Annotated in this window: 12 protein-coding genes, 3 tRNA genes and 2 pseudogenes; 3 read left to right on the top strand and 14 right to left on the bottom strand. The window is 38.9% G+C overall.

From position 1 onward, the window contains the following. Position 1: 1 nt before the first annotated feature. The 7 genes and pseudogenes from ACLKL2_RS17755 to ACLKL2_RS17725 form a co-directional block, all read right to left on the bottom strand. The gene (locus tag ACLKL2_RS17755) at positions 2 to 805 is read right to left on the bottom strand and encodes an ABC transporter ATP-binding protein (protein WP_413692646.1); all 804 of its coding nucleotides are present in this window, start codon (positions 803 to 805) and stop codon (positions 2 to 4) included. Continuing rightward, the gene (locus ACLKL2_RS17750) at positions 802 to 1,707 is read right to left on the bottom strand and encodes an ABC transporter permease (RefSeq protein WP_113819816.1); all 906 of its coding nucleotides are present in this window, start codon (positions 1,705 to 1,707) and stop codon (positions 802 to 804) included. The genes ACLKL2_RS17755 and ACLKL2_RS17750 overlap by 4 nt, the downstream gene beginning before the upstream one ends. A 12-nt stretch (positions 1,708 to 1,719) precedes the next feature. Continuing rightward, positions 1,720 to 2,679, bottom strand: coding sequence for an ABC transporter substrate-binding protein (locus ACLKL2_RS17745; RefSeq protein WP_413692645.1), 960 nt, complete (start codon positions 2,677 to 2,679; stop codon positions 1,720 to 1,722). Positions 2,680 to 2,958: 279 nt separating this feature from the next. Continuing rightward, positions 2,959 to 5,929 (bottom strand): annotated as a pseudogene (locus tag ACLKL2_RS17740) (putative bifunctional diguanylate cyclase/phosphodiesterase); the annotation flags it as partial. A 539-nt stretch (positions 5,930 to 6,468) separates the two neighbouring features. After that, a complete protein-coding gene (rpsO, locus tag ACLKL2_RS17735; protein ID WP_028870486.1) occupies positions 6,469 to 6,738 on the bottom strand; it encodes a 30S ribosomal protein S15 in 270 nt (89 codons plus the stop codon). Between the two features lie 301 nt (positions 6,739 to 7,039). After that, positions 7,040 to 9,454 (bottom strand): ABC transporter permease, encoded by a 2,415-nt coding sequence (locus tag ACLKL2_RS17730; protein WP_413692644.1) that lies wholly within the window; start codon positions 9,452 to 9,454, stop codon positions 7,040 to 7,042. Then, on the bottom strand, positions 9,451 to 10,137 hold the full coding sequence (locus ACLKL2_RS17725) for an ABC transporter ATP-binding protein (protein WP_113819724.1): 687 nt from the start codon (positions 10,135 to 10,137) through the stop codon (positions 9,451 to 9,453). The genes ACLKL2_RS17730 and ACLKL2_RS17725 overlap by 4 nt, the downstream gene beginning before the upstream one ends. On the opposite strand from ACLKL2_RS17725, the gene tesA reads away from it, so the two are divergent. From tesA to ACLKL2_RS17710, 3 genes are all read left to right on the top strand, one after another. Further along, positions 10,136 to 10,741, top strand: a complete 606-nt coding sequence (gene tesA / locus ACLKL2_RS17720; protein ID WP_113819723.1) for a multifunctional acyl-CoA thioesterase I/protease I/lysophospholipase L1 — start codon at positions 10,136 to 10,138, stop codon at positions 10,739 to 10,741. The genes ACLKL2_RS17725 and tesA overlap by 2 nt on opposite strands. 210 nt (positions 10,742 to 10,951) lie before the next feature. Beyond that, on the top strand, positions 10,952 to 11,155 hold the full coding sequence (locus ACLKL2_RS17715; RefSeq protein WP_413692643.1) for an EamA family transporter: 204 nt from the start codon (positions 10,952 to 10,954) through the stop codon (positions 11,153 to 11,155). Positions 11,156 to 11,178: 23 nt separating this feature from the next. Further along, positions 11,179 to 11,826 carry a DMT family transporter gene (locus ACLKL2_RS17710; RefSeq protein WP_413692642.1) on the top strand — a complete coding sequence of 216 codons (648 nt, stop codon included), beginning with the start codon at positions 11,179 to 11,181 and terminating at the stop codon, positions 11,824 to 11,826. 265 nt (positions 11,827 to 12,091) lie between these two features. Here ACLKL2_RS17710 and ACLKL2_RS17705 read toward each other — a convergent pair whose 3' ends face one another. The 7 genes and pseudogenes from ACLKL2_RS17705 to uvrY all read right to left on the bottom strand — a co-directional run bounded on the left by ACLKL2_RS17705 (position 12,092) and on the right by uvrY (position 17,047). Continuing rightward, positions 12,092 to 12,784: a PEP-CTERM sorting domain-containing protein gene (locus ACLKL2_RS17705; RefSeq protein ID WP_413692641.1), complete on the bottom strand. Its 693-nt coding sequence runs from the start codon at positions 12,782 to 12,784 to the stop codon at positions 12,092 to 12,094. 560 nt (positions 12,785 to 13,344) lie between these two features. Beyond that, positions 13,345 to 13,430: transfer RNA gene (locus ACLKL2_RS17700), tRNA-Leu, on the bottom strand. An 11-nt stretch (positions 13,431 to 13,441) separates the two neighbouring features. Continuing rightward, a tRNA-Cys gene (locus ACLKL2_RS17695) sits at positions 13,442 to 13,515 on the bottom strand. Between the two features lie 8 nt (positions 13,516 to 13,523). Further along, a tRNA-Gly gene (locus ACLKL2_RS17690) sits at positions 13,524 to 13,599 on the bottom strand. A gap of 171 nt (positions 13,600 to 13,770) precedes the next feature. Beyond that, on the bottom strand, positions 13,771 to 14,334 hold the full coding sequence (pgsA, locus tag ACLKL2_RS17685; protein ID WP_113819227.1) for a CDP-diacylglycerol--glycerol-3-phosphate 3-phosphatidyltransferase: 564 nt from the start codon (positions 14,332 to 14,334) through the stop codon (positions 13,771 to 13,773). A gap of 165 nt (positions 14,335 to 14,499) precedes the next feature. Continuing rightward, positions 14,500 to 16,331 (bottom strand): annotated as a pseudogene (gene uvrC / locus ACLKL2_RS17680) (excinuclease ABC subunit UvrC). Between the two features lie 71 nt (positions 16,332 to 16,402). Beyond that, complete coding sequence (uvrY, locus tag ACLKL2_RS17675) at positions 16,403 to 17,047, bottom strand: UvrY/SirA/GacA family response regulator transcription factor (RefSeq protein WP_113819225.1); 645 nt, start codon at positions 17,045 to 17,047, stop codon at positions 16,403 to 16,405. Positions 17,048 to 17,302 lie beyond the last annotated feature (255 nt).

Genomic DNA, 17,302 nt, shown 5'->3' with positions numbered 1-17,302 from the left:
ATCAAGCCCCTAACAACAACTTATCATCATCTAATTCTTCGCCGTCAGTTCGTGCTTGTGCAAATAGATTTAATAAGTCTTTCACTTCATAACCTGCACGTTTTTCACCCGCTAAGTCAAAGATGATCTTACCTTCATGCAACATGATAGTACGTGAACCATGGTCTAAAGCTTGACGCATTGAGTGAGTTACCATCATTACTGTTAACTGCTTTTCAGCAATAATTTGTGATGTGATATCCATAATCAATGCGGCGGTTTTTGGATCTAATGCTGCTGTGTGTTCGTCTAGCAGTAAAATAGTACTTGGCTGTAATGCAGACATTAACAAACTAACCGATTGGCGTTGACCACCCGATAACAGCCCCATTTCACTTTCCAAACGATTCTCTAAACCTAGGTTTAAACGGCTTAATTGTTCGCGGAATACTTTACGCATTTTGCTGTTAAGCGCAGAAGATAAACGCCCTTTTTGACCTCGACCATAGGCTAGCGCCATATTTTCTTCAACCGTTAAGTCACCACAAGTTCCCGCAAGTGGATCTTGGAATACACGTGCGATATCAGCAGTACGCCCTGTCGCAGGTAACTTAGTCACATCACGGTCACCAAATAATATTTGCCCTTTGGTGCTATTAATATCACCAGCAATGGTATTTAACAGTGTGGATTTACCGGCACCGTTTGAACCAATAACAGTAACAAATTCACCCATGGGGATAGTTAAATCGATACCACGTAATGCTAGCTTTTCCGTCGGTAACCCTCGGTTAAAGGTAACATGTAAATCTTTACAACAGATCATGCTTCATTCCTCGCAGCTTGTTTGGCTTTCCATTCTTTACGTAATTTAGGGAATATTAATGCGAGTGCTACTAATACTGCCGTAATTAAATTAAGGTCTGAGGCACTGAATCCTAAGAAGTCAGCATTCAATGCTAAAGAAACCGCTAAGCGATACAACACTGAGCCCACAATACAACTTAATACAATCACATACATAGAACGGCTTGCGAATAATGATTGACCAATGATCACCGCCGCTAAACCAACAACGATAGTACCAATACCCATGGTCGAATCAGCAAAACCATTAGTTTGTGCAAACAATGCCCCCGCTAAACCAACAAGACCATTAGACAAAGCTAAACCTGCGTAGACTTTTTGTTTAACCACAATACCATTAGCCTGTGCCATGCGTTTATTTGAACCTACTGCGCGCATTGCTAGACCGTATTGTGTCCTTAAGAACCAAGCCACTAACAAACCACCAGCAACCGCACATACAGCAACAAAAATCACACGCATGTACATATCAGGTAACCCAAAGATCCCTTCAAATGGCGTTAAGATGGTTGGCTCCATGATTAACGCTACATTTGGTTTGCCCATTACACGTAGGTTGATGGTATACAGTGCAGTCATGGTTAAGATACTGGCTAACAGGTGCAAGATATCAAAACGTAAATTCAACCATGCAGTGACTAACCCAGCACAAGCAGCCGCTAAAGTACCCGCCAGCGTAGCTAGTAATACATTAACACCCATTACAATCAGTGTTGCAGTGACTGCAGCACCTAAAGTAAAGCTACCATCAACGGTTAGATCGGGAAAATCTAAAATACGAAAAGTAAGGTAGACCCCAATGGCAACTAAACCATAAATGAGGCCAATTTCTAAGGTACCTAAAAATGAAAAAAGTGACATAGTGTTCCGTTCTTATTTAATAACTTTAGTAGCGCGTGTTAACACAGCTTCAGGGACTTCAACGCCCATACGCTCAGCCATTTTAGGGTTAACAAATAAGTCAGTTCCCTTAGCTAATTTCACATCAATTGCACCTGGTTTTTCGCCATCTAAAATACTCACAACGATATCACCAGTCTGACGGCCTAAATCAAAATAGTTGTAACCAACCGCCGCAACTGCACCACGTGCAACTGTATCTGTATCACCAGCAAATACTGGAATTTGCGCATCGATACCCACTTTAATCACAGACTCTACCGCACTGATAATGGTGTTATCGATTGGACAGTAAATCGCATCCACTTTACCGACTAATTGCTTACTCGCAATCATCACATCAGAAGATTTAGGAGCAGCAGACTCAATCACTTTAATCCCCATTTCAGCAGCGGCTTCTTTAAGCGCAGCAACACTTGATACTGAATTCGCTTCACCTGGATTGTAAGGTACGCCTAATGTTTTTAAGTTAGGAACAAACTCTTTAATTAATTCTAAGTGTTGTTTAACGTTTACCATGTCTGATAAACCCGTCACGTTACCGCCAGGTTGCTCAAGTGTTTGTACTAACTTAGCGCCAATAGGGTCTGTTACCGCAGAGAATACAACAGGGATATCACGGCTTACGCTGACCGCAGCTTGCGCAGATGGCGTAGCAATGGCAACAATCACGTCTGGTTGTTCACCTACTAATTTACGTGCTATTTGTGCAGCAATAGCGGGCTGACCTTGTGCACTTTCATAAGTAAATTTTAGTTCATCACCTTTATATTTACTTTCGTCTAAAACAGACTTAATACCGTCACGAACCGCATCTAAAGCTGGGTGTTCAACAATTGCAGTAGTCGCAACATAAACAGGTTTTGCTTGTAAACCAGAAGAGATGAGTGCCGCAGCAAGGAGAGTTGTTTTAACAATTGAATTTAGCTTCATAATATAATCCTTTAGGTAAGCTATTTTAATGAGATAAAGCATGGCGATAGCCTGTGGCACGCCATCTAGCAGGTTTTATTGCGCTTAACGTTACCAGTTAACTTTCAGATTACCAAGCACCTCGTATTAAAATCAGCAATAGATCCTTGTTACATCAAAAAATGTTTCATTTCTTGTATAAAAATTAAAACTAGCCTTGATAAATAGCCTTTTTTTCAATCAATTATTATTGAGTCATTATTACCGACTAAGCACCTTGCTGATTGAAATACAGTAACTCTATCTCTTTTGCGACCTGTGGTTTTGAGAAAAGTAACCTTGAAATACCTGACAGCCATGCGCTAACAAAAAGTCTAACTGAGTGTGATCTTCTACCCCTTCCGCGACGGTGGCTAAACGTAAGCTCTTGGCTAAATTAATAATGGTTGCGCAGATTTCGCCATCCTCAACTAACGTGGCACAATCATCAACAAAAGACTTATCGATTTTTAATACATCAATAGGTAAACGTTTTAAGTAATTTAAAGAGGAGTAACCAGTCCCAAAGTCATCAATGGAGATTTTAATATTTAACGCTTTAAGCTGTGACAACACATCAATACAACGGTCAATATCCGTGAGTAATACCCCTTCGGTAATTTCAATCTCTAGTAAATTAGCATCAAAATTATGTTCAGATAATAACTGTTCGATAAAAGGCACTAAGCGCTCTGAAACAAGGTGTTTACCTGAAATGTTCACTGATACGGGTACATTTTTATAGCCTTTATTCTGCCATTCACCTAATTGTTGAACCACTTCTACTAAGGCAAACTCACCAATATTGATAATTAAATCCGACTCTTCAGCGATCGGAATAAACTCCGCAGGCGAGATAAAACCCTCTTTAGGATGGTTCCAACGCATTAATGCTTCAAAACCTAACAACTCTCCAGTTTGTGTCACTTTAGGTTGATACACTAAATGAAACTGTTCACCAGAATGAATACCCACTAGCATCTCTTGCTCATAGTTAAAGTTACGTTGAGCACTATCTACCATTTCCATCTTAAAGATTTGGTAATTATCACGTCCACGCTCTTTGGCATGATACATCGCGATATCGGCATGCTGAATCAGCTCTTCCGCTTTATATTGTTTGCCTTTTTCAGTCATTACAACCCCGACACTGGTAGGGATAGTGAGGTTACGCCCAGCTAGTTGTAATGGGTTACGCATGATGGTTAATACATCATTGGCTTTTCTATTGGCGACTTCAGCGGTGAAGTTACCCGTCATAAAGATAACAAACTCATCTCCCCCAACGAGCAATAATATCGTTAACATGCGTGACTTTAATTAATCGAGTTGCCACTTCACATAACAGATCATCACCCGCTTTATGGCCTAGGGTGTCGTTTATTTTTTTAAACTTATCTAAATCCATAAAGAACAGCAAAATGTTGCCATCTTTATACTGATTTAACTCAATTGCTTTGCTTAACGAGTCCATTAAGTATGTACGATTATATAAACCGGTTAAGGGATCGCTATAGGCAAGTTGGCGTAAATTATCCTGTAGTTTTAATTGGCGGGTCACATCGCGAATATGTAAGGTAAACTCATTATCCTTACTACCACCGAAGTTAGCACTGGTCACGGTAATTTCCGCTGAAAACGTTTCAGTCACATTACGTACTAAGGTAATACTGTTGCGAATATTACGTAAAATACCTTCTGAACCTGAGAACTTACACGCTAAGCTAGCTTCAATCACCTCTCTATCCGCATCCTGTATAAACAGGTCAATAAAACGCTTTCCTTTAACTTGCTGTTTAATACAACCAAAATTACGCTCTGCAGAAGGGTTGAATTCAATGATTTCACCGGTCAAATTAATGATAATAATACTATCCATAGACGATTCGAGGATCGCACTTTTACGTTTTTCACTAGAGCGAAAATCATCAAGTGCGTTATCACGTTTAGATATCTCACTGTTTACCCGTTCAATCACCTCATTGTATTGACTAGCGATCTGCCCTACTTCAGTGAATGGCTCTACCGGGACCGGCTTATTAAATGTACCCGCTTCTTTTTGCTGATGCATGGTGCTTAGTAAATCAATTAATTCGGTAGAAGCTTGATGCTCTGAAATATTCATGCCCTGAAACTCAGACTCAACAGAAACACGTAAAGGGATAAACCGCTTTAGCAATGAAATCAATAGATAGCTTAATGCAAAACAATAAACACCTATACTAACCACACCGATTAACTGTGCTTGAAGTTGCTCCCAACGAGTAAGCCCAGTGCCTAATTCAGATAAATCTGCAAATAAAGCAACGGCTATGGTCCCCCATATGCCAGCAAACAAGTGAGAAGGCACAACACCTAAAGCATCATCTATTTTCAACTTTTCTAACCACAGGGTAGAAAAATATAAAATAGCGCCGCCAACAATACCAATCAGCATCGCCTGAAATGGAGTGACAACATGGCAGTTTGCAGTGATTGACACTAATCCAGCAATCACCCCATTTAAGATAAAACCAACATCAAAAAAGCGTTTAAAGTAGTAATGTAAAATAGAAGAAACAATACCGCCCCATGCGGCAGCTAAACAGGTGTTTAAGATGATTAGTGGTACTTTATCTGTTAACTGTAAGGTACTTCCGCCATTAAAGCCAAACCAACCGAACCATAGCAATAACACGCCAAGTACTGATAGAGGGACATTATTGCCCGTGGGGAAATCTTTTTTATCATCAAAGCGCCCTAGCCTTGGCCCAATAATGATAATGGCAGCTAGGGCAACATAACCACCAACGGAATGCACCACGGTTGCCCCCGCAAAATCAACAAAACCAAGTGATTCTAACCAGCCTTGATTACCCGCTTGATAAGCCGAGGCCCACACCCAATGACCAACCACCGGATAGATAGCCGCTGATAATATACCGGTAATACAAAGGTAACCGACAAAGGTCATTCGCTCTGCAACAGCGCCTGAAAGTAGAGTCGCCGCAGTACCACAGAACATCATTTGAAAGAGGAAAAAACTGATTTGATAAGGGGATTGGTGTTCGCCAACAAAGAAACCACTAAAACCTAATATGCCATTGAAGGAATCGCCAAACATAATAGCAAAACCAAAGATCCAAAAGATAACGCTAGAAAAGATAAAGTCAGAGATATTTTTAGCAGCGACATTGATGCTATTTTTACTGCGAATTTTGCCACTTTCTAAACATAAAAATCCTGCCTGCATACAAAATACTAATAATGCGCAAATAAGCAGCCAAGAAAAATCCATTTTGTTTAACCCTTTTTATATTTATTGAGCAATACACCATGACGTTACAGCAAAATTTAGACAATCAAAAAGAGCGTATTACTATTTATAGTTTATATAAATATATGAATAACATGGAATTTACAACAACAAAAGAGCCAGTTTGGAGAATTTAGATAAGGTTTACTATCACGAATTTGACTAATAGATACCAACAAAATGCTCGCAATAAGCAAGTAACCAAGGGGATTGAATACCGTTTATTAGTAAGTTTTTATAAAGAAGGAGTTATACCAATTGTATTAAATAACTGTTCTGAATTTTGCGTCGGAAAAATGGCTTAGTTTGAGGCGTAAGTTGATGTAAATGGTTGTTCCCTATACGAAACTTACAACGAAAAAATAAGTTGTTTTAACAAGTAAAATAGATCAGTTACTTACTATGATTGGTATTACCTTTAGCAGGCACAAAAAAAGAGCCCTTAGGCTCTTTTTGAAATTAAGTTAAACCTCGAATTAACGACGTAGACCTAATTCTGCGATTAATGCTGTGTAAGCTGCAACATTTTTACGCTTTAAGTAGTCAAGTAATTTACGACGTTGACTAACCATGCGTAATAGACCACGACGGCTGTGGTGATCATGGATGTGCTCTTTGAAGTGACCTTGAAGGTGGTTGATTTGTACTGTGTACAATGCAACTTGAACTTCAGGTGAACCAGTATCGCCTTCTGCGCGACCAAATTTTGCTACAATCTCAGCTTTCTGTTCTGCACTTAGTGACATAACGTACTCCGATATTTTGCGGTTATGTGGATAACCTATTTTAATTATTATCGCCGATCACTAATTCAGCGATAAAGTGAAGGCCGAAGTTTACGGACTTTTAACCTTATGTGCAACTATAAACACGCTTATTTTCGTGCTATTTATGCGTGGCTTCGCAAGCTATTAACCCAAGCATTTAATGCACCTATGAATTCAACGAGTAAACGACTTTATGCTCAATGAAAAGGTCGTTATTTTCAATAAAAAACGGCTTTTGTAAAAACAAAAGCCGTGATTATTTAATTATGCATAAAAGTAGTTAACGTAAAGGTTTTAATAATCCTTTAATGACTGAACGTAAACTAATAAATACCACAATTATCGCGAGAACAGGCAACACAACAAACATACTTGGGTGCCACTGTGGTGACAACTCAAATCCCCAAATCATTAATGCAGATAAAATAATCTCCGCCGCAATGGCAGCAACAAAGCCACCACTAAGTGCTAATAAACCATATTCAGCCCATAATGTATGACTGATACGTTTTTTACTTGCCCCTAATGTTCGGTAAAGCGTTATCTCTCTTTTACGCTCACTTAAACTTAAGCGTAGTAGAGTGAAAATTAGCAAGATACCCGCAACAACACCTAACGCCGCTAACCCAGTTAAAGACCAAGATATTTGTCTTAATAGACTTTGTACCTTAGTGGCCATAGTACGCAAATCCAATAGGGTAACCGTCGGGTAAGCGCGCGCTAATTCATTCACTAAAGGTGTTTGATCCTCTTCGGCTCTAAAACTGACCATCCAAGTAGAAGGTAAATCAGCCACCGCATCTTTACTAAAGATAAAGACAAAGTTTGGTTTTAAACTTTGCCACTCTACCGCTCTTAATGAATTAACCGTTGCCGTGAAAGGTTGACTATTCACTTCAAAAGTCATGGTATCGCCTATTTGTAATCCAAGCTCTTGCGCTACTTCTTGCTCTACTGAGACGGTTTTCTTACCCGTCCAATCACCTGCAATCACTTCGTTATAATCAGGTAATTGATCCATCCAAGTGAAATTCACTTCACGCTTCAAAATACGCACTTCAGGATCTTGGTATGCAGGTAGCTCGGCCGAGTCTTGACCTTGTATTTTAGTAATACGCCCTCGAATAATGGCAAAAGCATCACTATGCGGTAGCCCAGCTTGATCTAACGCTTGTAAATACCCTTGTTGTTGCTCTGGACTGATATTAATAGAGAACACATTCGGCGCATCGGGCGCTAAGGTTTGCTGCCAGTCACCTAACAAGTCACTTTTCACCAACCAAATTAACGCCACTAACATCAGCGAACCAGATAACGCAGCTAGCTGCATCATACTGTTTTTTGGTGAACGACTAATACGGCTTAACGCTAGGCTCAGCGCTGCTCCCCACTTTATTTTTCCTAATAGCTGTAAAAAGCCATAACTTAAACCAGCTAACACAACAAACAGCACTAATAAGCCGATTAACACCATCCACACTAATTTGTTACCACCATAAAACACGACTAGTGCCGTAAAAGGTAATAACAATAACCACCAGCTAGTTTTACTGTATGTCACTGCTTGCTTTTGAATGACATTAATCGCTGGGGCATCTAATAAGCGAGTTAATGGGATCAGCAATGCCGGTAAGCCAATGCAAAGTGCAACGCCTAAGGCAAACAAGAAAGGTTGTACACCAACACTTGGTAACTGTTGAGGCAAAATATCGGCAAGCGGTACACGTAATAGATACTCTAATAACAAACCTAATGAACTACCAATCACAAAAGCACTGATAAACATAATCAATACTTGTGTGGTTAACCAAGTCCGCAACCAAGCACGACTAGACCCCATGCTTTTTAACATGGACACAGTTTCACTGCGATTTCGCACATAATGCAGGCAAGTTAAGATAAGTGTCACCGCTGCCATCAATATCACCATCAAAATAGTCAGTGATAAATATTGCTTAGCTTTATCCATTAAACGAACAGCACGACTCTCTCTATTTTGATCAACCCATGACTCACCAGGTTGTAACTCATAACTCTCCTGAAAAGCAGCTAATGCAGTAGGCTCACCGTTAATGAATAGACGATAACGTACTCGACTACCTATTTGAATTGCACCGGTTTTATCGAGGTCAGTGCTATGAATAAATACATTGGGGATACTGTTAAATGGGTTATAAGCTAACTCTGGCTCCTCTTCTATGGTGCCACTGATCGCAAGTTCAGCATCACCGATGGCAATCGTGTCGCCAACCTTGCTTTCTAAGATTGAAAATAAACGAGGAGAAAGCCACAACTCGCCAGGTTTAACTTGTTTTTGAGCCGATTGTTGAGCATCTCTAAGGGTTAATGACCCACGTAATGGATAACTAGTTTCAACACTTTTCACTGTGACTAATTGTAAGTTCTGATCACTAAACGCCATGGTTTGAAAACGGCTTTGTGAAGAAGTACTTAACCCTGCGGCTTGTGCTTTATCCACTAACTCTTCTGGCACAGGGTTTGTTGATCGAAACACAAGATCTGCCGCTAATAGATCACGTCCTTGATTGGTCATGACCTTTTCAACACGTAATGCCAGAGTCGATAAAGCAACAACACAAGCAATAATCAAAGTTAATGCCACCATCACAGGCCATAACTGACCAGACCAGATCTCTCGCCAACTCCAGCTGATTATCATTTTATTTGTTTTCATGCGCTTTCCTGACACTGACCAGCATTCATAATCAAAGTGCGTTGACAACGTTTTGCCAACTCAGGATCATGAGTGACTAATACCAAGGTGGTGCCTTGCTCTTTATTCATAGCAAATAACAACTCAACAATCGTCTTAGCGGTTTTTTGGTCTAAATTACCCGTAGGCTCATCGGCAAATAAGATTTTAGGTTGAGTAACAAAGGCACGTGCTAAGGCAACACGTTGTTGTTCACCTCCGGATAACTGCGTAGGTAAATGTGTTTCACGTCCAGATAATCCTACTTCAGCCAATAGCTTCTTCGCTTTAAGCTCATTAGCTGCTTGATCTTCATTACCACGTAATAACATAGGTAGCGTGACATTTTGTAATGCAGTGAGTGACGGGATTAATAAAAAATTCTGAAACACAAAACCGATTGATTCACTACGCATTTTAGCGCGTTGCTCATCATCCATTTCTGAAATAGTTGAGCCTAATAAGCTAATAGTCCCTGAGCTGGGTTGATCTAAACCTGCCAATAAACTCATCAGTGTGGATTTACCCGCACCTGAAGTTCCCATGATAGCAACAGACTCTCCTGCATTGATGTTGAAGGAGATCCCCTTTAGGATAGACAGTTCGTTATCATTACTAATCACAGATTTAGTAATGTTTTCAACATTGATAATGGATTGACTCATGATTAAACTCGTTTCCTTAATATTTTCGTTGCTTATTTTTTCATCTGCAGCTAACAGTAACACGTTACTTATTGTCGGAGATAGCTTAAGTGCTGGTTATAAAATACCTGTTGAACAAAGTTGGGCAGTACTGCTACACGAACAATTAAAAGCACAAAACCAAGACCTTGAAGTGGTTAATGCCAGTATTTCTGGTGACACAAGTGGTAATGGTTTAGCGCGATTACCTGGCTTGTTAACAACACACCAACCCGATTATGTATTAATCGAACTGGGTGCTAATGATGGCTTAAGAGGTTTCTCTCCAACCATTATCAGTGACAATTTAAACGCTATGATTGAATCAATCAAAGCTGAAAATGCCAAACCGATATTAATGCAAATTCGTGTGCCAACTAATTATGGGCAACGTTACGGTAAAGCTTTTTCAGATATTTACCCCGCATTAAGTGAACAGACAGATACGCCATTAATGCCATTTTATTTAGAACAAGTCATTACAAAACCTGAGTGGATGCAAAATGATGGCTTACATCCTAACGTTAAAGCGCAAAGTTGGATCGCTGAGTTTATCGCAACAGAACTTGGTAAAATAATTAAATAATCTGCTGCATAAAACAGAATAATACAGTTCCTTTTTAATAACTGTATTATTCGACCGCTCTTCTATCTGAATAATTTCACTTTAGAGTGAATGAAAATAAAATAACTAGTCTGCTAAAGATTTTAGACTTAATATCAAAAACTTAATTCAGTCAAAAATCAAAAAATAATATATTAGTAGATACGACACTAATCTTAGCGGGGATCAAGGATGATTAAAAATCAAAAAACGGCGACTCTTTTTGCTCTATTAGCCGTACTGATGTGGTCAACTGTTGCTACTGCATTTAAAGTGACACTTCTCTATTTCAGCGCATTACAAATGCTATTTGTGGCAAGTTTAACAAGTAGCCTTGTATTGTTAATTATCTGCTACCAACAAGGCAAACTTAACTTATTAAAAGAGAGTTTTTAAAACGCCCCTATTTTTATTTATTAATGGGCGCGATCAATCCATTTTTATATTATTCTCTGCTGTTTCAAGCTTATGACCTGCTGCCTGCACAACAAGCACAATCACTCAATTACACCTGGGCGATTACTTTATCTTTATTAGCCGTACCAGTATTAGGACAAAAATTACGCAGAAATGACGTGATTGCTATTACTTTAGGTTATCTAGGTGCGTTAATCATTGCGACTAAGGGCAACTTATTGACGCTCGATTTTGTAAGCCCCTTAGGTGTTGGCTTAGCTTTATTAAGTACTATTTTGTGGGCCTGTTATTGGATATTTAATAGTAAAAACGATGCTGACCCTATCGCTTCTTTGTCGCTATGTTTTCTTTGTAGCTTACCGATGATCTTAGTTTCTGTGATGGTGTTTGACGATATCAGTATGACGGCTTGGCAAGGCTGGTTAGGTGCAACCTACATTGGCTTATTTGAAATGGGTTTAGCTTTTGTGGCTTGGTTAACAGCGCTTAAATATGCGGAAAGTACCAGTAAGATCAGTAATCTTATCTTTATCTCGCCTTTTGTTTCCTTGTTATTACTTAACTTTATTATTGGAGAAACTATCTACGCTGCAACGATTATCGGATTGGTCTTAATTATTGTAGGCTTGTTGATTCAGAAAAAGAATTAATACCAATTGTATTAAATAACTGATCTAAATTTTGCGCCGGAAAAATGGCTTAGTTTGAGGCGTAAGTTGATGTAAATGGTTGTTCCCTATACGAAACTTACAACGAAAAAATAAGTTGTTTTAACAAGTAAAATAGATCAGTTACTTACTATGATTGGTATAATACCATCAATAACAACCTTTGCTCTACCAGCCTATAAAAACAAAAAAGCACTGACCATTGCGATCAGTGCCTTTGAAAATAAGTATAACGGGTTAATTAAGCCTATTTTTTAGCTTTACGTGCAAATGACAAGCCAACCAATGCTAACCCGAAAATAGCGATAGTAGAAGGAGCAGGTACATTCACCACCAATGCAGCGTTATCAAAACCAGCACCTTGATAAACAGTGGAATCAGCAAATAACACAAAACCATAATTATCAGATACACCATTAACCCAATCTTGGATCGTACTTGTCACATCTAATGTGTAAGTATCAAATGTCGCTGTTTTAACGTCATCTACTACCGTTGTTTGGTTCGTTGATAAGTCTGCCCATTCATATAATGGTAAAGAGCCTGCAGTATCTGTCCAAGCACTTTCTACTTCACCTAATAACACACCCATTGCATTTTTAGTATTTACAGTAGAAACAAAATCAATGCTGAATACGGCAGAAAAGGCATTATTATTAACATCGCTTGCCGTTAGGTAACTTAAGTCAAAATCAAAAAAAGTAGCAATACGTAATGATTCTTGAGAGGTATTTTTACGCTCACGTACAATTAACTCAGAACTGCTTAAAGGACCGCTGTTAACTGTACCTACTGAACTCTCGTCGCCATCAGCAGAAACACTCACAATAGTATCTGGTGAAACACTAATAACGCTGGCTTGAGTACTTGGTGCGATAAGTGCCGACATTAAACATACGCCAGCAGAGAGGCTTGTTAACAGTTTTTTTGAATTGATCATAAATTATTCCTTTTGCTACTTACCTAACCTAACCAATATTGATCTCACTTAGGCTAATCCATTAATATTTATTTAATGACTAAATAAAGCACAATCTATGCCAAAATTAATACCTCTTTAGTTTCAGTTAGATACAAAAAAAGCAATAAGTACCTACAAATAGATGTAAAAAAACCGACAATTATCCCTTTATAAATATTAAATTACCTAATTAATCTTACAATAGAAAACAATAATTACTTTAATGCACAGATCTAAGGTCAACTAGCCAAGGGTGGGGTAATACCAGTTACATTAATGAGCGTATCTATTTTACTTGTTAAAATAGATCAGTTACTTACTATGATTGGTATTAGAGCACATTATTTAATGTCACGGGTATAAATTGAATTGAACGTATATTTCAAATAAAAATGCTGCTAGCTGCTAATGGTGTTCAAAGTAAATGCAGTAAATAATTTTTGAAGTAATAAGGGACTAGGAGGAAAACAAGTTTAGCACTATTTAACTCAAATTTTAGGCATAAAAAAACCAGCTTATCGCTGGCTTATTTATAGAATTGGTGCCTGGAGCCAGACTTGAACTGGCACGCCTATTAAGCGACGGATTTTAAATCCGTTGTGTCTACCGATTTCACCACCCGGGCAAATTCTATAATGGAGGCGGAACCCGGAGTCGAACCGAGGTAGATGGATTTGCAATCCACTGCATGGCCACTCTGCCATTCCGCCAAAACATTTGGAGCGGTACACGAGACTCGAACTCGTGACCCCAACCTTGGCAAGGTTGTGCTCTACCAACTGAGCTAGTACCGCATCACTATGTTTATCTCAAGAAGAAGCAGTAACTGTTTCCCCTCTCGATGAGTGCGCATTCTAATGATTCTTCACAATGAGTCAACACTATTTATCGACTTTTTTACTTCTTTTAAACTGTTCGCCGATTTTTTAGACTAAGCGGCGAGATATTCAACGATATTAGTGAAATTAATCACTTTTTACTTCGTTGCCTTTTTTTAATAATGGCCACGCCGCTTTTAAATAAACAATCATAGACCAAAGCGTTAATGCAGTTGCAATGTACAGGAATACAAAACCAGCCCACTCCATTGTCACTGAGTATTGCCATATTAATAAAAATAACGCTAACATTTGTGAAGCGGTTTTTACTTTGCCGATCCATGACACAGCAACAATGCCTCGCTCACCTAATTCCGCCATCCATTCACGTAATGCTGAGATAATAATTTCTCGGCAAATCATCACCATTGCCGGGATAGTGATCCAAATTACCGCATAATGCTCCACTATCATCACTAATGCGACGGCCACCATTATTTTATCGGCAACAGGATCTAAAAACGCACCAAAAGGCGTTTGTTGATTTAAGCGACGTGCTAAATAGCCATCAAGCCAATCTGTTACACCTGCTAAGCAAAATACAAACGCAGCTGCAGCAGACGCCCATACACTTGGAAGGTAGTAAATAATGACAAATACTGGGATTAATAAAATTCGAAATGAGGTTAATATATTAGGTATGTTAAGCATTGAAATATCCTTTAGGCTATGCCCGCTTATTTTGGCACTTTATGCTTAGTATTTGCAAATGCTTAACCGATAAAATAGCTATTAAAATGAACTAACTACTTGTTATGAGCAATATAGTTTATATTTCCTTTGTTTGTGGTTAATGGTTTAACTTTTAAACTCAAATTAATGGTGTAACGCTTCATGAATAGTCTCAGCTAAACTCTTACTTATTCCGTTTAATTTACTTAATTCATCAATACTCGCAGACTTCACTCCTTGCAAACCACCAAAATGATTAAGTAGCATTTGACGTCGTTTAGCACCCACACCAGTGATCCCTTCCAAGGTACTCGTTCTTCTTACTTTATCGCGCTGCTGTCTATGCCCCATAATGGCAAAACGGTGAGATTCATCTCGAATCTGCTGAATAAGATGCAATGCAGGTGAATCACTCTCTACTTCTAATATTTCATGGCTATCGGCTAAGATTAATGTCTCTTCACCGGCTTTACGTGCCACCCTTTAGCAATACCAATTAATAAAGGGTATTTTTCAGGAAAGTTATGCTCTAGAGAACTAATAATGGTCTCAGCTTGGCTTAACTGCCCTAACCCACCATCAATAAAGATGATATCAGGTGTGGTTTCCGCGCTTTGTACATCCTTAAAGCGTCGTGCTAATACTTGTCCCATGGCGGCATAATCATCACCTGGAGTGATACCAGTAATATTAAAACGACGATAATCTGATTTTTTCGCCCCTTCGCGGTTAAAGACAACACATGAGGCGACGGTTTTTTCTCCCATCATATGCGAGATGTCATAACATTCCATACGTTGAATAGGCGCCGTTAACTCAAGCTTCTCTTCCAATAGGTTATAACGTTGTAAAATCGACTTCTGTTGGCTTAAATGCGTGCTTAAGGCTATTGTTGCATTGGTTTTTGCTAACTTAATAAAACGTAAGCGTTCACCTCGCATTACAATCTTTAGTTTGGTTTTGTAACCACTGTGTTCTGAGAATAGATCTTCAAATATTTCACGATCAGCAAAGTCATCGGTTAATAAGATTTCTCTTGGTATTGCACGGCCGTTTTGACCTGACAGATAAAACTGACTTAAGAAACTACTTAACACTTCTTCTTGCGAAGAGTTTTTAGGCACTTTAGGGAAGTAGTTACGACTCCCTAACACACGCCCTTGTCGAATAAACAACATATGAATACTGGCAACACCATGTTGATAAGCAAAGCCTAATACATCTAGCTGCTCAACTTCACCGCTAACCCATTGTTGCTCTTGTACTTTTTTTAAGGATTGAATTTGGTCACGTCTTACCGCTGCTTTTTCAAATTCGAGATTGACACTAGCACCTTCCATCTCTGTCACTAATTGCTCAATCACCCCTTGACTCTTACCTTGCAAGAATGCGGTCGCAAGCTCGACTTGGTGCGTGTATTCCTGCTCAGGCATCGCATTAACACAAGGGCCTAGGCAGCGTTTTAATTGATACTGTAAACAGGGACGCGAACGGTTTTTATAGTAGCTATCTTCACATTGGCGAATGGGAAATAATTTCTGCATTAAATGCAAGCTTTCACGAACAGCACCACCACTTGGGTAAGGGCCAAAATAGGTGCCTTTACGCTTTTTGTTTTGGGAGCGTACTAAGGTTAATTGAGGATGTTTGTGGTCACTTAAAAACAGGTAAGGATAAGATTTATCATCACGCAATAAAACGTTGTACTTAGGTTTATGCTGCTTAATAAAATTATGTTCAAGGATCAACGCTTCTGTTTCAGTATGCGTAATGGTGACTTCAATACGTACAATATGGCTTACTAAAGCTAAGGTTTTAGGATGTTTTTGGGTCAGGCTAAAATAACTGCTCAAACGTTTTTTAAGATTTTTAGCTTTACCGATATAGATAATTTGATCTTTATCGTCAAACATCCGATACACACCAGGTTCAGTGGTTACGGTTTTTAAAAAAGCATCTGAATTGAATTTAGTCATAAATGAGATCACTGCATATAATAAAAAGGCACCTAAGTAGGTGCCTAATATATCATTTCAAAATAGGTATTTTAAAGCGTATCGGCATCTAACATGCCATAACGAATTGCAAGGTGCGTTAATTCAACATCCCCTTGCACACCTAATTTATCAAACAAGCGGTAACGGTAACTGTTCACCGTTTTAGAGCTTAAACTTAATTGCTCAGAAATATCCACAACACGTTGCCCCTTAGTGATCATGATCATGATCTGCAGTTCACGCTCCGATAGCACACGGAATGGATCTTCATCACTTGGTGCAAGTTGCGATAGCGCCATCTGTTGCGCAATTTCTGGTGTTAGGTAACGTTGTCCTGAGTTAACAGCACGGATCGCATTTAACACTTCATCTGGACAAGCAGCTTTACTGAGGTAACCCGCAGCGCCCGCTTGCATTACTTTTGTTGGAAATGGATTTTCAGTATGCATGGTTAACATAATGATTTTGATATCTTCATTGATACGCAAAATCTTATTCATTGCATCCAACCCACCAATACCAGGCATATTAATATCCATTAAAATTACGTCTGGTTCATTACTTCTGCACCACTTCACGGCTTCTTCACCGCTTTCCGCTTCGCCTATTACTTTCATGCCTCGAACATCATCAATGATACGGCTTATCCCTGTACGAACTAATTCATGGTCATCGACCAGCAGGATATTTATCACTAAACTTCTCCGTATGAGTAAAAACTAACTCATAAATTAAACAGGTTAATCTATTATGTTTGATACTGTTATTTTCTGTTCTTCATCTATTCTGCTAACAAACATAATATACTGAATAACTTACTAATCTTAATTTGAGCATCAATTTTGCAACGAGCTACTCTACCTAATTTTTTAGGTCGCTTATAGAGCCAGAGTTAACTATTGCTACGCTATGCGATTTTTTCTCCTTGTCATGCTTATAAAACACACAAA

Origin of the sequence: Psychromonas sp. KJ10-2 (assembly GCF_047323255.1) — a bacterium.
GTDB lineage: Bacteria > Pseudomonadota > Gammaproteobacteria > Enterobacterales > Psychromonadaceae > Psychromonas.
Note: the sequence above shows the minus strand (reverse complement) of the source record. Positions and strands in the feature narration are given on the sequence as shown.

Bases quoted from the DNA above. Each gene is read 5' to 3' on its own strand.
- ACLKL2_RS17755 (WP_413692646.1), bottom strand. From the start codon at position 805: ATGATCTGTTGTAAAGATTTACATGTTACCTTTAACCGAGGGTTACCG.
- ACLKL2_RS17750 (WP_113819816.1), bottom strand. From the start codon at position 1,707: ATGTCACTTTTTTCATTTTTAGGTACCTTAGAAATTGGCCTCATTTAT.
- ACLKL2_RS17745 (WP_413692645.1), bottom strand. From the start codon at position 2,679: ATGAAGCTAAATTCAATTGTTAAAACAACTCTCCTTGCTGCGGCACTC.
- rpsO (WP_028870486.1), bottom strand. From the start codon at position 6,738: ATGTCACTAAGTGCAGAACAGAAAGCTGAGATTGTAGCAAAATTTGGT.
- ACLKL2_RS17730 (WP_413692644.1), bottom strand. From the start codon at position 9,454: ATGAAAACAAATAAAATGATAATCAGCTGGAGTTGGCGAGAGATCTGG.
- tesA (WP_113819723.1), top strand. From the start codon at position 10,136: ATGATTAAACTCGTTTCCTTAATATTTTCGTTGCTTATTTTTTCATCT.
- ACLKL2_RS17725 (WP_113819724.1), bottom strand. From the start codon at position 10,137: ATGAGTCAATCCATTATCAATGTTGAAAACATTACTAAATCTGTGATT.
- ACLKL2_RS17715 (WP_413692643.1), top strand. From the start codon at position 10,952: ATGATTAAAAATCAAAAAACGGCGACTCTTTTTGCTCTATTAGCCGTA.
- ACLKL2_RS17710 (WP_413692642.1), top strand. From the start codon at position 11,179: ATGGGCGCGATCAATCCATTTTTATATTATTCTCTGCTGTTTCAAGCT.
- ACLKL2_RS17705 (WP_413692641.1), bottom strand. From the start codon at position 12,784: ATGATCAATTCAAAAAAACTGTTAACAAGCCTCTCTGCTGGCGTATGT.
- pgsA (WP_113819227.1), bottom strand. From the start codon at position 14,334: ATGCTTAACATACCTAATATATTAACCTCATTTCGAATTTTATTAATC.